Origin of the sequence: Treponema primitia, assembly GCF_046533075.1 — a bacterium.
Lineage (GTDB): Bacteria > Spirochaetota > Spirochaetia > Treponematales > Breznakiellaceae > Termitinema > Termitinema primitia_B.
Window position 1 is genome coordinate 45,558 of sequence record NZ_JAJQRB010000068.1, and the last position, 14,645, is coordinate 60,202.

The 14,645-nt window shown below is 51.9% G+C and carries 12 protein-coding genes; 7 read left to right on the plus strand and 5 right to left on the minus strand.

Annotated elements, in window-relative coordinates; all coding sequences use genetic code 11:
• Window positions 1-2: 2 nt before the first annotated feature.
• From LQZ19_RS14265 to LQZ19_RS14275, 3 genes are read right to left on the minus strand one after another with little or no spacing between them, the layout of a single operon-like run.
• Window positions 3-806, minus strand: a complete 804-nt coding sequence (locus LQZ19_RS14265) for an ABC transporter permease (protein WP_411048346.1) — start codon at window positions 804-806, stop codon at window positions 3-5.
• Entirely contained in the window at window positions 803-1,573 is a 771-nt protein-coding gene (locus LQZ19_RS14270) for an ABC transporter ATP-binding protein (protein WP_411048347.1), read from the minus strand. The genes LQZ19_RS14265 and LQZ19_RS14270 overlap by 4 nt, the downstream gene beginning before the upstream one ends.
• Window positions 1,570-1,980 (minus strand): hypothetical protein, encoded by a 411-nt coding sequence (locus LQZ19_RS14275; protein WP_411048348.1) that lies wholly within the window; start codon window positions 1,978-1,980, stop codon window positions 1,570-1,572. The genes LQZ19_RS14270 and LQZ19_RS14275 overlap by 4 nt, the downstream gene beginning before the upstream one ends.
• Window positions 1,981-2,299: 319 nt before the next feature.
• On the opposite strand from LQZ19_RS14275, the gene LQZ19_RS14280 reads away from it, so the two are divergent.
• Genes LQZ19_RS14280 through LQZ19_RS14290 form a run of 3 tightly spaced genes read left to right on the plus strand, consistent with a single transcriptional unit; the run spans window position 2,300 to window position 6,233 of the window.
• Window positions 2,300-2,800 carry a hypothetical protein gene (locus tag LQZ19_RS14280; protein WP_411048349.1) on the plus strand — a complete coding sequence of 167 codons (501 nt, stop codon included), beginning with the start codon at window positions 2,300-2,302 and terminating at the stop codon, window positions 2,798-2,800.
• A gap of 11 nt (window positions 2,801-2,811) precedes the next feature.
• Window positions 2,812-4,161 (plus strand): bacterial Ig-like domain-containing protein, encoded by a 1,350-nt coding sequence (locus LQZ19_RS14285; protein ID WP_411048350.1) that lies wholly within the window; start codon window positions 2,812-2,814, stop codon window positions 4,159-4,161.
• Between the two features lie 14 nt (window positions 4,162-4,175).
• Window positions 4,176-6,233, plus strand: coding sequence for a formylglycine-generating enzyme family protein (locus LQZ19_RS14290; RefSeq protein ID WP_411048351.1), 2,058 nt, complete (start codon window positions 4,176-4,178; stop codon window positions 6,231-6,233).
• 47 nt (window positions 6,234-6,280) lie between these two features.
• Here LQZ19_RS14290 and LQZ19_RS14295 read toward each other — a convergent pair whose 3' ends face one another.
• Both LQZ19_RS14295 and hutH read right to left on the minus strand, forming a co-directional pair.
• Window positions 6,281-8,302 (minus strand): urocanate hydratase, encoded by a 2,022-nt coding sequence (locus tag LQZ19_RS14295; RefSeq protein ID WP_411048352.1) that lies wholly within the window; start codon window positions 8,300-8,302, stop codon window positions 6,281-6,283.
• 49 nt (window positions 8,303-8,351) lie between these two features.
• Window positions 8,352-9,890 carry a histidine ammonia-lyase gene (hutH, locus tag LQZ19_RS14300; protein WP_411048353.1) on the minus strand — a complete coding sequence of 513 codons (1,539 nt, stop codon included), beginning with the start codon at window positions 9,888-9,890 and terminating at the stop codon, window positions 8,352-8,354.
• A gap of 197 nt (window positions 9,891-10,087) precedes the next feature.
• Here hutH and glmS point away from each other — a divergent pair, with 197 nt between their 5' ends.
• Genes glmS through LQZ19_RS14320 form a run of 4 tightly spaced genes read left to right on the plus strand, consistent with a single transcriptional unit; the run spans window position 10,088 to window position 14,645 of the window.
• Window positions 10,088-10,510, plus strand: a complete 423-nt coding sequence (glmS, locus tag LQZ19_RS14305; RefSeq protein WP_411048354.1) for a methylaspartate mutase subunit S — start codon at window positions 10,088-10,090, stop codon at window positions 10,508-10,510.
• On the plus strand, window positions 10,507-11,934 hold the full coding sequence (gene glmL / locus LQZ19_RS14310; protein WP_411048355.1) for a methylaspartate mutase accessory protein GlmL: 1,428 nt from the start codon (window positions 10,507-10,509) through the stop codon (window positions 11,932-11,934). The genes glmS and glmL overlap by 4 nt, the downstream gene beginning before the upstream one ends.
• Window positions 11,918-13,366 (plus strand): methylaspartate mutase subunit E, encoded by a 1,449-nt coding sequence (locus LQZ19_RS14315; protein ID WP_411048356.1) that lies wholly within the window; start codon window positions 11,918-11,920, stop codon window positions 13,364-13,366. Before glmL ends, LQZ19_RS14315 begins: the two co-directional genes overlap by 17 nt.
• Window positions 13,367-13,406: 40 nt before the next feature.
• Window positions 13,407-14,645, plus strand: a complete 1,239-nt coding sequence (locus LQZ19_RS14320) for a methylaspartate ammonia-lyase (RefSeq protein ID WP_411048357.1) — start codon at window positions 13,407-13,409, stop codon at window positions 14,643-14,645.

Genomic DNA, 14,645 nt, shown 5'->3' on the forward strand with positions numbered 1-14,645 from the left:
TATTAACGGTTTGTCTCTGAACGGACAAAGGCAATGGTACCTGCCACAAAAAACACCACAGTGAAGGCGCCGATGATCATCAAATCAAGGGCGGGGGCAAACAGGGTAACGGTATTGGCAGCGCCCATGGTTTGATAAAATACCCCGCGGGCAAAATCAATACAATAGGTCATGGGCAAAAGGCGGCTCAGGACGGCCATGAGGCCCGTGGAGTGGTTCACGGGAATCAGGGCGCCGGAAAGGAACATCTGGGCCATGGACAGCATCATAACAATCATGCTGGCGGTACCGCTTTTGCGGATAAAGCCTATGCAGAGGAGGGCGAGGGAACCGGCGGCAAGGCACATAAGGGGCGATACCGCCAGGAGCAGCAGAAATTGTGTGCCGCTCAGGCGCGCGCCTATGCAAAGCCCCACGATGATGGACGCAAAAAATTGTATATAGCTCATCAGGGAGGCGCCGATTATTTTTCCAAAGATGATGGCATAACGGGAAATCGGGGAAACAAGGATTTCCTGGGTAAAGTCATTTTCCCGGTCCTCAACCAGGGAGGTGATCCCCATCATGGTCATCATAAAGAGGCCGTTGACCAGCATTCCTACCAGCATAAACTGGTTAAAGTCAAAGCCCATATTGAAGCCCATGTTTTGGGACAACTGGCTGCCGAACATCCCCAGCATCATAACCGGCCAAATGAGGGCCATGACAATGCGGGGGGGCGATTTAAGGCTTAACATAAATTCGCGGCTCGCGATGGTAAGCACGGCGTTTATTTCCCGGACAGCTCTGTTCATGTGCGTGTTCATGCGGCGCCCCCTTCGGTAAGCAGGTTGATATAGGCGTCTTCCAGGGAACCTTGATGCCGTAGTTCCTTTAACTCTTCCGGCGCGCCCTCAAAAACAATGCAACCTTTGTTTATCAAGCAGAGGCGGTCCACCTGTTCCGCTTCATCAATATAGTGGGTGGTGAGGAATACGGTGGTGCCGTATTCCCTGCGGGTCTGGTTGATGTAGTCCCAGAGGGACCGGCGGCTTACCGGGTCAAGCCCCTGGGAGGGCTCGTCGAGGAACAGCACATCGGGTTGATGGATAAGGCTGCGTACAATTTCTATTTTCCGCTGCATACCCCCGGAAAAAGTTTTAAGGGGTTTCCAGAGCTTATCCGCAATACCCATAATCTCCGCCAGCTTGATAACCCGTTCCCGGTAGCCTTTCGGCATCCAGCTGAAAAACGGGCGGTAGCCGTACATTCCGTAGAGGCAGGCGTGGAGCCTGATGTTTTCTTCCGCCGAAAGGTCCAGGTCAAGGCTGGGTTTTTGGAAGATGATGCCGATATGCGCCCGCGCTGCCCGGGCATCCTTCTCAAGGTCAAAGCCCGCAACACTAACTTCGCCGGAACTTTTCCCCAGGGTGGTGGTAAGTATCGAAATGGTGGTGGTTTTTCCCGCGCCGTTGGGCCCGAGGAAGGCAAAGAATTCCCCTTCCTCCACGGAAAAACTGATGTTGTCCACTGCGGGTTTACCCGCACCCTTATACTGTTTGGTCAAGTTTTGAACGTCTATAGCCAGTTTCATTTTGTATCATCCTCTTTTTTATTATGGCCATGATCTTCATGGTCCCGGTCGTGGTCCTGGCCGTTATGGCCGCTCCAAAAGTCGCGAAACCCATGGCGCTTTGCAATAAATTCCCGGCGTTCCTCCTCCGACATCTGCATCCATTTTTCCCGAAACGGATTGTCATGTCCCCGGCCGCCGGCAAATCCTATCCCTGCCAAACGCCTGCTTCCGCCAAACCCGATGCCCCCAAGGAGGATACGGGCCAGCGCTAAAAACCCTACCGCCTGAAGATAGTTTATCTCGGGTAGACCGAAAATCGCCGGAAATAACCAGTTCCATAGGAACATTACGGCGCCGCCGAACAGGGCGATGATTACAAGGAAAATGCCCATATAGGGTAATCTGCTAAAAAAAGGTTTTTTCATTTTTTACTCCATTATAAGCCGCTTTAGCGGCAATGTAAAATCGGAAGGGAACCTGCGGTTCCAAGAACCAACGGTTCCCAATGCTCCTTACCTATGTAGACAAGTGGGGAAGGAGAATATTTTATTTATTTTGATTTTTTTTTATATAATTTTACTACTTTCAGGATATATATGGCTGACCGGTTGTTTTTTGTATATAGTTAGTACCGACGGTAATAAATAGAGTCGGGATTTGTTTTTTCCGTAAGCTGGCCGGCTTCATGGACAGAACATTTCAGTATCTACCTAAAGGTGGTGAAAGCATCCTTGGAGGTAGGGCATGAAGAAATTATTATTTTGCTTTGCAATTCTAACGGCCTTAGCCGGCGGGGCAGCGACCCAAACTTTTTCGGTAGAAACACCGGTTTCTGAAAAAAAAACACTGGGAATAAGTCTCTGGACCGGGCCGGAATGGAACATGAATTCCCGTACCATGTTCAGCCTGGGGGGAAGCCTGGGCGCAGATTATGCCATCCAACCCTCTTTTGCGGCGGGGATTAAGGGTGTTATTAATTATAACTTCAATGAAATTATGGTTTTGGAATCTGAAGTTTTTTTCCGGTGGTATTTTTTGCGGCTTAATCCGGGAAACATTTTCATCCAGGGCGGCCTGGGGGCGAGTCTTATATTTGCAGATTCACTGCTTTATCCGAAACTCCTGGGCGGTATAAGCGGGGGTATTCGCATACCCTTTAAAAGCGGTTTCTTTTTGGAACCCGGCGGACGTTTGGGATATCCCTTTGTCTTTGGCATCGGTATTACCGGCGGATATTCTTTCTAAGGAGGTGTAGGATGAAAAAAAATTTCTGGTTAATAAACGGCCTTGCCCTATTACTGGTAAGCGGCTGCAGCAACCACTTCTTTCCTCCGAAACCGGAGGCGGTTCTGGAATCCCTGCATCTAAACAGTTTGCCTGCTAAAATTTTTTATATCATCGGGGAGGATCTGGATCATGAGGGATTGGAAGTAATCGGGATCTATTCCGACAACAGGGAAAAAATCGAACCCATAGACCAGAAAAACCTGATCGGTTACGATAGCGAAAAACCGGGCCCCCAGCTTATCACCGTCTTGGTAGAAGACCAGACGGTGGTCTTTATGGTCACGGTCTGCGAGCTCCAATATATTGAGCTAATCACACCGCCGGAAAAAATCGATTACGCCATAGGAGATACGATTGATACAACAGGTCTGGTGGTTACGGGTTACTATTCCTACGAAGAAAACCTGCCTTTATCCCGGAACGAATTGATTTCCCCGGATAACCTGAGCGGATATGCCATGGGAACGCCGGGGAAACAAACCGTTACCGTTACGGTAAAGGATAAGACGGTAACTTTTGTAATAAAGATATATCCCCTTGATTATATAGCAGTAACCGATCCCGGGAGAGAACATTACCTCCGCGGAGAAGTTCTGGAACTGAGCGCCATGGAGGTAACGGGGTATTACGCAAATCGTGATGGGGAGGATCCTGCCGAGCCGATTATCAGGATTGAAACCCTTGAACCGTATATGATAAGCAATTATGACCCGGAAACTTTGGGCAGCCAGACGGTTACCGTAACCATAGAAGAAAAAACGGACAACTTTGATGTAATGGTCTGGGAATTTATCGATTTACAGATAACCGCGCCGCCCTTGAAAACCATTTATGCAAAGGGCGAAGAACTGGACATTAAAGGGCTTGCAGTAACCGGATCGTATAATAACGGTACTGTTACTAAAACGTACCCGGAACCCATCACCATGGACAATATCAGCGGGTACGATGCGTATTCTCAGGTTACCCAAGTCATTACGGTGACGGTAAGGGATCGGCAGACAAGCTTTGAAGTAAGCATGGGAGGTCAGATGAATATATCTATCAATCTTGACGATTCCCCGGGCGGCTTAGAAGAGAATATCATTCTTTCTAAAACCGGAACCCTTCATCCTAAAGAAACGACCTTAAGCCTCTCGAAGGAATATGCGGAATACGCATGGTTTATTAATGACAGCGATAGTTCCGCCTCTGCGGAAAAAACCTTTGTTCTGAAAGCCGAAGGACTTCCCTTTGACAATAATCGTCTCCGGGTAGAAGTAAAAACGGATACCGGGATTTTTTACGGCAGAGAGCTGATCTTTACCATTAAAGAATAGAAGGAGAACGTACCATGAAAAATAGCATTGAAAGATTTTTTATTCCTGTCCTGATTATGACTATAACCTGGACTTTTATGGCCGCCTGTAGCTCTGAACTGAACGCCCCTTCCATAGTTCGGGGAGGGGGAAGCGGTTTGGTCAGGATTCTCATTAACAGCGGGCAGGCGGAATCCCCCAGGGCCAGAACCGTGGTTCCCGAAAATCCGCTTTTCACCTATACCCTGATCTTCACCAACGGGTCCGAGCAGGTGAGAAACGAAAGCTCCGATGAGGAAATCCTTGTAGAGCTGGGATCGGGAAACTGGGATCTCCGGATAGAGGGGAAAAAAGACGGTCTCACGGTGGCGGAATCGGATACGGTTCAGATCAATATGGTGTATGCCGAAGAGGCTTCTCCCCAAACGCTGCGGGTTGTACTGCATCCGGTTATAGCGGACCCCAGTCTGCCGGATGGAAATTTCCGTTATGATATACGGTTTGACAGCGGCCTCACCGTCAGTGAGTCCCTCCTTGTCCTCCGCCCCCTGAGCGGCGGAACCGATCCGGGGCCCATAGACCTGAGCGCCGGGGGAGGGAGTGGGGATGTTTCCCTGGCCCCGGGATATTACCGCCTCAAGGTTACCGCCCGCCGGTTTTCCCAGATCGCCGCCAAGGGCGACATTGTCCATATCTACTCCGATACCCAAACGGAAAAGAGCTATACCTTTAAACCGGAAGATTTTGCTGATCGCATATTCCTTGCGGGCACGGCCGTATCTTCCGGCTACACCCCCGTCTGGATGTTCTTTTACGAGGATGAAGAGTGTATTAATCAAATTGACAATGCGATTGTTGTCGGGGGAGAGTGGGAACTGTTTATACCATCATCCCTTGACAAGATCTTCATAAAGACGGAACTGGAAAAGGACGGAACCCTCTCTTTTAGTAAAGCCGAGATCTATCCTGCGGGCGGCGGCAGTATTCCTGCCGGAGGGGACGAACATATTTCTCTGGCCGTTGAGAAATATGGTATCCGGAAAAACCCCATGTCCGGGGGAAACCTTGTTGTCCCTTCCGCCGCCTTTGCGGGCGAGCATGTATCGATCACCGTAAACCCCAACGGCCTATACCATCTGCGCCCGGACAGTTTACGCTATACGCCGGAAGGAGAGGCAGCGATACTAATCCCCTGGACCACTTATCCGATAAGCTTTGTCATGCCCGACAACGATGTGGTTATAGATGCGGCATTTGACAGCGACATGATTCGTATTTCCTCCTGGGCGATCAAGTTCCCCGCCGGACCTTTAAACGCCGAACACATTCCTCTGAATTATAATTTTAGCCTTGGAGAGACGGAAGTTACCTACGAACTCTGGTACCGTGTGCGGATGTGGGCGAAAGATCATGCTTATACCTTTGACAATCCCGGAACGGTACAAGATACGGACTATGCTCCGGGCAGAACTCCCGCATCCCTCGGGGCCCAGCGCCTACAGCCTATAGCCAGGATAAGCTGGCATGACGCGTTGGTATGGTGCAATGCCCTGACCGAGTGGTATAACGCCCAAACCGGCAGTTCCTTTGAGCCCGTATATGTGAGAGAAGGCAATGTTATACGCAACAGTACTGAAAATACTACGACCATTAACGCAAAGTCCGGCGCTAATGGCTTCCGTTTACCAACCAGTGCTGAATGGGAATTTGCCGCCCGGTGGCAGGGAACCAAACGCGACTTTCCCGCAGCCATAGGCATCACTTCCAGCGGGACGCAATATTACTTTACCCCCGGGGATTATGCCAGCGGGGCAAATAGTTCCGTCTCCAATAACACTGAGACCAGCCGGGTGGCAGTGTTCTCTGAAACGGAAACTCTGAGGGTAAAACAAAGGGCGCCGAATCAACTGGGTTTCTATGATCTGAGCGGAAATGTTCAGGAATGGTGTTTCGATACAAACGGTTCAAATCGGGAAATTCGGGGCGGATATTACGGGGATGCCCTAGCCAACATGGCCCTGGGAAGGGCCAACAGTGCCGGGCCCTTACGGGTGGATAAATTTACCGGTTTCCGGATAGCTAAAACGGAATAGGGGAGGCGGGGCAAAGCGTCTGTCCTTGTACTTAACCGGAACGTGCATCATGTAAAGTGTTTGTGGACCGTCTCCGCGACCAAATCCTCATCCGCAAGGTAGGGGAGGGTGATCTGGCTTTCCCCGGCGTATTTTTTATTATACTCCTTAACGGTTTCAATGGAGTGGGGATTACGCGCCCAGTTCCGTCTGGCTACACCGCCCATCACATCCCAGAGCATGGCGCTTTGTATGACGCCGTCAACACGGGCGCTGCCGTCCAGCACCAGGCCGAAGCCGCCGTTAATAGCCTTACCTATGCCGGTGCCTCCGCCGTTGTGCAGGGCCACCAGACTCATGCCCCGGGCGGCGTTGCCCACATAACACTGTACCGCCATGTCGGCCATCACATTGGAGCCGTCTTTGATATTGGAGGTTTCCCGGAAGGGAGAATCGGTTCCGCTTACATCGTGGTGATCCCGCCCCAGCATGACCGGGCCTATCTCGCCCTTCCGCACCAGTTCGTTGAATTTGAGTGCTATCTTTATTCTACCCTCTGCGTCCTGGTAGAGTATACGCGCCTGGGTTCCCACAACCATTCTGTTTTTTTCCGCGTCCCTGATCCAATTGTAGTTGTCCATGTCCTGGTATCTTCTGTTCCGGTCTATGCAGTCCATGGCCGCCCGATCCGTTTTACGCAGATCCCCGCTTTTTCCGCTCAGGCATACCCAACGGAAGGGACCGTACCCATAGTCGAAGAGCAGGGGACCCATGATGTCTTCCACATAGGATGGGAAGGTGAATCCGTCCTTATCATCAATACCGTTTTTTGACACCTCTCTTACCCCCGCATCGTATACGGCCTTTAGAAAAGCATTCCCGTAATCGAAAAAGTACGATCCCCGGTCGACACAGATTTTAATAAGTTCATAATGCTTCCGCAGTGAGGCGTTGACCCTTTCGACAAACAGATCCCGTTGGTCTTTCTGTGCAAGCAGGGCGGTCCTTTCCGCAAAGCTCATCCCCTGGGGACAGTAACCTCCCTCGTATGCCGCATGACAGGATGTCTGATCGCTCATGAGCTCAACCGTAATGTTACTATCAACGACGTATTGAAGCAGATCAACAATATTCCCATGGTAGGCTATTGAATAGGGTTCCTTCTTTTCTAAATATTCATTTGCCTTGGCAAAAACATCCGGGAGCTTAGATGAGGAATAGGAAACCCAGCCCTGGTCAAGCCGGGTTTTAATGCGGCTCTCGTCCACCTCGGCTACAATCCCCACTGCTCCGGCAATCTCCGCAGCCTTGGGTTGGGCTCCGCTCATGCCGCCCAGCCCCGAGCTGACAAAGAGATGCCCCCGCAAATCGCTGTCCGTGGGGATACCCAGTTCATTCCTGCCGGCGTTAAGCAGGGTGTTGTAGGTTCCGTGCACTATGCCCTGGGGGCCTATGTACATCCAACCCCCTGCGGTCATCTGCCCGTAGTTTGCCACCCCCATCTCCTCGGCTATTTCCCAATCCGCCTGGTTATCGAAAAGGCCGACCATAAGCGCGTTGGTAACCGTTACCCGCGGCGCTTCGAGCCGTGATTTAAAGAGCCCCGCCGGATGCCCGGAGGCGACAACCAGGGTTTGATTTTCCGTAAGATTTTCCAGGTATTTTTTTATCAGCCGGTACTGCAGCCAGTCGTGGCAGACGCTGCCGGTCTCACCGTAGGTTACCAGTTCATAGGGGTAGAGGGCAACTTCAAAATCAAGGTTGTTATCGATCATGACCTGAAAGGCCCTGCCTTCGATACACTTACCCTTGTATTCATCGATGGGTTTTCCATATATTCTGCCCGCGGGTCTGAACCGGTAGGCGTAGATTCTGCCATAGGTATACAGTTCTTCCAGGAATTCCGGAATAAGCTCCCGGTGATATTCCGGCGGCACATAACGCAGGGCATTTTTTAACGCAGTTTTTGTCTGCTCCTCACTAAGCCTGAACCCCCGGGACGGCGCCCGGCGTATGTTTTTTTCAAACACCGGTTTGGGGGGAAGCTCGTCTCCTTCTTTAAACAAACGTATCTGCATAAAATCGTTCATGATAGATTATCCTCCTCATTTTCATTCAAATTACTTTTAGTAACTTTGTTTAATGTTTCCAACTGGGGAGCAGTTCACATTCGACTGCGTCTGCAAATATTCCGTTGTCAATTAAATTTGCCGCCATTTCTATGTCCGGTGCAAAAAAACGGTCCTTGTCATAATTCGGGACTACCTTCCTCAGTGCCGAATGATATTTTTCAAGGGCCGGAGTGGTCTTTAATCCCTTCTTAAATTCGATCCCCTGGACGGATGCTAAATACTCTATGGCCAATATATATTTCAGGTTTTCCGCCATCTCCCAGAGCCTGCGTCCCGCATTGGGCGCCATGGACACCTGGTCTTCCTGATTGGCGGAAGTCGGCAGGCTATCAACGCAGGAGGGGAAGGAAAGTGTTTTGTTCTGGCTTGCCAGGGCCGCCGCTGTAACGTGGGCTATCATAAAGCCCGAGTTAACCCCGGCGTTTTCAACCAGGAAGGGCGGGAGCCGGGACATGTGGGGATCCACCAAAGTTGCTATACGGCGTTCCGAAATGGCGCTGATCTCCGCAAAGGCCAGAGCCAGGTTATCCGCCGCCATTGCCACCGGTTCGGCGTGGAAGTTACCCCCGGAAATAACATCGCCGTTGTCGGTAAAGACCAGAGGATTATCGGAAGCTGCGTTTGCCTCGACTTCAAGAACCACCGCCGCATTTCGGATCTGTGTAAGGCATGCGCCCATTACCTGGGGCTGACAGCGCAGGGAATAAGGATCCTGAACACGATCGCAGTTGATATGATCATCCCCTATTTCACTCTGGGGACCTAAAAGACGCCTGTATGCGGCAGCGGCGTCGATCTGTCCCTGTTGGCCGCGGGCTTGGTGTATCCGTTCATCAAAGATCGTACGGGCAGCCGAAACTCCTTCAACGGTTAAACAGCCGCAGGCGATGGCCGCAGCAAAAAGGTCCTCCCCAAGGAACAGGCCCTTTAAGGCAAAGGCTGTTGAAACCTGGGTTCCGTTCAAAAGTGCAAGCCCCTCTTTCGGGCCCAATTCTATGGGGGAAAGACCGGCGACTTTCAGGGCTTCCTTGCCGCTGAGGGTTTGCCCTTTATAATGGGCAAACCCTTCGCCCATAAGTACAAGGGTCATATGCGCCAGGGGGGCAAGATCCCCGGATGCTCCCACGGAGCCTTTCCGCGGAATGACCGGATAAACTTCGGCGTTAAGCATGTCCGCAAGACGGCGTACGACCTCAAGCCTGACGCCGGAATATCCTCTGGAAAGCCCCTTTATTTTGAGCAGCATGATAAGCCGTGTAAGACCATCTTCGATAGGTTCACCAACCCCTGCGGCATGGGAAAGTACCAGGGATTTTTGTAAAAGAGTCAGATCCTCCGTTTCTATCCGTTTGTTGGCAAGATGGCCAAAACCGGTATTTATACCATAAACAACCTTGCCGGAGTTTATCACATCCCGTACAACACCGGCGCCTTTTTTGATACCCTCCTCAACGTCCTTACTAAGGGTCACCTCAACAGGTTCTTTCAGTACAATTTTCAGTTCAGAAATTTTGAGCGAAGAAACGCCTATTGTTATTCTGTACATATATTTATCCCTCCAAGATCTACTTTCTGCCGGGCTAATCCCGTAGAGCGATTATAAATTATGATATAGTATAAGTCAATAAAATAATATATATTAATCATATTGACAATTCAGGATAATCCCAATATACTTTTATTTGATGATATAGATATATATCAATTTCATTATTGCATTAGCTTTTTATAGAGGGGATGCCAATGGAAAAGAAAAAGTTGATCATAGGCGTCATCGGCGCCGATGTCCACGCCGTGGGAAATAAGATTCTCTACCATGCTTTTACCGACGCCGGTTTTGATGTAACTAATTTGGGGGTCATGGTTTCCCAGGAGGAATATATTGACGCCGCCCTGGAAACCGCCGCGGAGGCCATCCTGGTATCCTCCCTTTATGGGCATGGAGAATTGGACTGCCGGGGTTTTCGGGATAAATGTGACGAGGCGGGCTTAAAGGGTATTCTGCTCTACATTGGCGGCAATATCGTGGTGGGCAAGCAGGATCTTGCGGATGTGGAGAAACGTTTCAAGGCCATGGGATTTAACCGTGTTTTTGGTCCCGGTTCCAGCCCGGAAGCGGGTATACAGGCCCTGCGGGAAGATCTGCACATGGATGACGAAAAATGAAGCGGGATATGGAAGCGATTTTGTTAATCGATTTCGGAAGCACAAACACCAAGGTAACTGCGGTGGATCCGGAGGGCGAAGGGCTGCTCGGAACTGCGGCGGCCTATACCACCGTGGACACCGATGTCGGTACAGGCCTTGCCGAGGCTTTGGAAATATTGCAAAAACAAACCGGTCCGTTAAAAATCATAAAGCGCTTTGCCTGCAGCAGCGCCGCCGGGGGTTTAAGGATGATCACCAGCGGCCTGGTCCCGGCCCTTACCGCCGAGGCTGCACGGCTGGCTTCTCTGGGCGCCGGAGCAAAAATTATCCGGGTATTTTCCTACGAATTGACGGAGGAGGATATTCTTGAAATAGGGGCTTTGAAGCCCGATATCTTTCTTTTAACCGGCGGCGTAGACGGAGGCAACAGGGAATGTATACTCCACAACGCAAAGATGCTGGCGTCAATGTCCGGTTCGGCAGCCGAGCCCTTTCCTATTATTATAGCGGGAAACCGGGGAGCGGCGGCGGAATGTGAGACTATCCTCGCCGCAGGCATAGCAGGCAGGGAGATTTTTCGCTGTCCAAATGTAATGCCCGCCTTGAACAAGCTCAATATAGAACCGGTTCAGGAGGAGATACGCCGCCTCTTTTTACGGCGCATCATCCAGGCTAAGGGACTGAGCCGGGAACAGGAATTAATTTCCGGCATACTGATGCCCACACCCTCGGCGGTAAAGCGGGCCCTGGAACTTTTATCGGCCGGGACGGATACCCAAAAGGGCCTTGGAGAACTGGTTGCGGTAGACCTTGGGGGGGCTACCACGGATGTCTATTCGGTGGCCAAGGGCTTCCCCCAGAGGAACGGGGATGTGGTTATGAAGGGACTCCCGGAACCGGAATCCAAACGTACCGTGGAAGGGGACATTGGGATGCGTTACAGTTCCGCCGGTGTGCTGGAGGTGGCGGGCGCAGAAAAACTGTCCTTGCTCTCCGGCCTTTCCGTAGAAAAAATACGGGCAGGGGTTGCATATCTGGGACTGCACCCGGACGCCATACCCGTATCGGAAGAAGACGCCGCCCTGGACTTTGCCCTGGCCGCTGCGGCCATAGAGACTGCGGTTACCCGCCATGCCGGAACCATAGAGGAGGTCTACACACCGGCGGGCCGGGTTTTTGTCCAGACCGGCAAGGATCTTTCAGGGGTTGACCGGCTCATCCTTACCGGCGGGGCCATTATCCACAATGGCCGGGCAGGGGATCTGGCAGCACAGGCTCTTTTTAACAATGAAAATCCCGCTTCCCTGCGTCCCAGGGCTGCGGAAATTTATATCGACAAGTCGTACATCCTTGCGGCCATGGGACTCCTCGCAGAAACCTGGCCGGATAAGGCTCTCTCTATCATGAGAAAGGAGATACAAGTATATGGAACTGGAAAATAAGAAACTCAGTGATGATGATTTTTTTCGGATACGTCAGGAGGTACTCCAGCAGTGGCCCACGGGCAAGGATGTGAACCTGGAAGAAAGCTTTACCTATCATAAAAAACTGCCGGAACACAAAATCTTTTCAAAGAAACTCATCAAGGCTAAACTGGCGGGGACTACCCTGATCCAGCCCCGGGCCGGGGTTGCCCTTATTCCGGAGCATATCAAGCTGCTGACCTACCTCCAGGACAAGGGTGAAGCGGATCTGCTCCCCACCACCATAGACAGCTATACCCGGCAGAATCGGTTTCAGAAGGCAGAGGAGGGGATCCAGGAATCGATAAAGCAGAGCAAGTCCATGCTCAACGGCTTCCCTGCGGTGAACCATGGGGTAAGCGGATGCCGCCAGATCATAGACGCCCTGGACACCCCGGTGCAGGTACGCCATGGCACCCCCGATGCCCGGCTCCTTACGGAGATTGCCTACGCCGGGGGCTTTACGAGCTACGAGGGCGGGGGCATTTCATATAATATTCCCTACGCCAAAAATGCGGATCTGGAAAAAACCATACGGGACTGGCAATACGCCGACCGGCTTACGGGTATCTACGAGGAAGCGGGGATCTCCATTAACCGGGAACCCTTCGGCCCCCTTACGGGCACCCTGGTACCCCCCTGCATTTCCCATGCGGTGGCCATTATCGAAAGTCTCCTCGCGGCGGAACAGGGGGTTAGAAACATTACCGTAGGTTACGGCCAATGCGGTAATCTGCTTCAGGATGTGGCGGCCCTCCAGACCCTTCAGACCCTTACGGATGAATATCTCCGGGACAAGGGCCATGGGGACGTGAATATTACTACCGTACTCCACCAATGGATGGGGGGCTTTCCCCAGGACGAAGCCAAGGCCTTTGCGGTCATATCCTGGGGCAGCACCGTTGCTGCCCTGGCTCATGCCACTAAAGTTATTGTAAAAACCCCCCATGAGGCTATGGGGGTCCCTACCATGGAGGCTAATGCCCAGGGGCTGCGTTGTACCAAACAGATTATCACCATGCTGGGGGAACAGACCGTGGATACCAACTCCCTGATGGACGAGAAGCTTATCATATCCAGCGAAACCCGGTGTCTCGTGGATAAGGTCTTTGATTTGGGAGGCGGGGATTTAGCCAAAGGGGCAGTCCGTGCTTTTCAGGCGGGGGTCCTGGACGTACCCTTCGCACCAAGCCGTTTCAACGCAGGAAAAGTGCTGCCCGCCCGGGACAATGAGGGGGCCATACGTCTTTTCGATCCCGGCGCCCTGCCACTTACTTCGGAACTTCTGGAATTCCACCGGAACAAAATAGCTGCCCGGGCCAAGTTTGAAAAACGGGACGCTTCTTTTCAGATGGTGATCGATGATGTCTATGCCATCAGTAAGGGAAGGCTCGTCGGAAGACCAAACTGAAAAACCGGGGAATTATAGAAATATAGAGGAGTGTTAAACTATGAAGATTGTAAAAGCGGTTTGCGCACCCGGAAGGACGGGATTCTTTTTTGATGATCAACGGGCGATCAAACAGGGCGCCAAGGCGGACGGGGCGAGTTATGCCGGGACGCCGGTAACAGCGGGGTTCAGTTCGGTACGCCAGGCAGGGGAGGCCATTTCGGTGCTGCTCGTTCTTGAGGACGGGCAGATTGCCTGGGGAGACTGTGCGGCGGTGCAGTATTCCGGCGCCGGCGGGAGGGACCCGCTCTTTCTGGCGAAAGATTTTATCCCGGTTATCGAAAAACAAATTTTCCCCTGGCTTGTGGGGAAGGATATAAGCGCCTTCAGTTCCCTTGCCAAGGAACTGGAACAGATGAAAGTTGATAAGCGGAGCTTCCATACGGCCATACGTTACGGAGTATCCCAGGCCATATTGGACGCAGCGGCAAAGTCGAGCCACAAACTTATGTGTCAGGTGGTGGCCGGGGAATACGGATTGAAGCTGCGTCCCGAACCTATCCCAATTTTTACCCAGAGCGGGGACACCCGGTATGATAATACGGACAAGATGATTCTCAAGGGCGCCCAGGTATTACCCCACGGGCTTATCAACAATGTTAAGACCAAGCTGGGCGAGCATGGGGAACTGCTCCTGGAATACGTACAATGGCTGCGGGACAGAATTCAGAAACTGGCGCCGGGAAGCGGCTATGCGCCGGTATTGCACCTGGACGTGTACGGCACCATAGGCCAGGCCTTTGGTAATGATAACTATCAGAAGATGGCGGATTACCTTGCGGTCCTGAGCGAGGCGGCCAAGCCCTTCCGTCTGCGTATCGAAGGTCCCATGGACATGGAAGAACGGGAAAAGCAGATGCTGGCCCTGGCGGCGCTCACCAAAGCTGTGGATGATCGGAATATTCCGGTAGAGATTGTGGCGGATGAATGGTGCAATACCCTGGAGGATATACGCTACTTTGCGGATAACAAGGCCGGCCACATGGTCCAGATAAAAACCCCCGACCTGGGTGGCATAGGCAATATTGTGGAGGCGGTGCTTTACTGCAAGGAGCGGGGCATAGGGGCCTACCAGGGCGGTACCTGCAACGAAACCGATCGTTCCGCCCATGTCTGCGTCCACCTGGCCATGGCTACCCGGCCGGACCAGATCCTCGCCAAGCCCGGCATGGGTGTTGATGAGGGATATATGATTGTCCACAATGAGATGCAGCGGATCATTGCGCTGCTAAAGGTGTAA

What these genes read in the sequence shown, in the direction of transcription:
- LQZ19_RS14265 (WP_411048346.1), bottom strand. Translation starts at nt 806, where the DNA reads ATGAACACGCACATGAACAGAGCTGTCCGGGAAATAAACGCCGTGCTT.
- LQZ19_RS14270 (WP_411048347.1), bottom strand. Translation starts at nt 1,573, where the DNA reads ATGAAACTGGCTATAGACGTTCAAAACTTGACCAAACAGTATAAGGGT.
- LQZ19_RS14275 (WP_411048348.1), bottom strand. Translation starts at nt 1,980, where the DNA reads ATGAAAAAACCTTTTTTTAGCAGATTACCCTATATGGGCATTTTCCTT.
- LQZ19_RS14280 (WP_411048349.1), top strand. Translation starts at nt 2,300, where the DNA reads ATGAAGAAATTATTATTTTGCTTTGCAATTCTAACGGCCTTAGCCGGC.
- LQZ19_RS14285 (WP_411048350.1), top strand. Translation starts at nt 2,812, where the DNA reads ATGAAAAAAAATTTCTGGTTAATAAACGGCCTTGCCCTATTACTGGTA.
- LQZ19_RS14290 (WP_411048351.1), top strand. Translation starts at nt 4,176, where the DNA reads ATGAAAAATAGCATTGAAAGATTTTTTATTCCTGTCCTGATTATGACT.
- LQZ19_RS14295 (WP_411048352.1), bottom strand. Translation starts at nt 8,302, where the DNA reads ATGAACGATTTTATGCAGATACGTTTGTTTAAAGAAGGAGACGAGCTT.
- hutH (WP_411048353.1), bottom strand. Translation starts at nt 9,890, where the DNA reads ATGTACAGAATAACAATAGGCGTTTCTTCGCTCAAAATTTCTGAACTG.
- glmS (WP_411048354.1), top strand. Translation starts at nt 10,088, where the DNA reads ATGGAAAAGAAAAAGTTGATCATAGGCGTCATCGGCGCCGATGTCCAC.
- glmL (WP_411048355.1), top strand. Translation starts at nt 10,507, where the DNA reads ATGAAGCGGGATATGGAAGCGATTTTGTTAATCGATTTCGGAAGCACA.
- LQZ19_RS14315 (WP_411048356.1), top strand. Translation starts at nt 11,918, where the DNA reads ATGGAACTGGAAAATAAGAAACTCAGTGATGATGATTTTTTTCGGATA.
- LQZ19_RS14320 (WP_411048357.1), top strand. Translation starts at nt 13,407, where the DNA reads ATGAAGATTGTAAAAGCGGTTTGCGCACCCGGAAGGACGGGATTCTTT.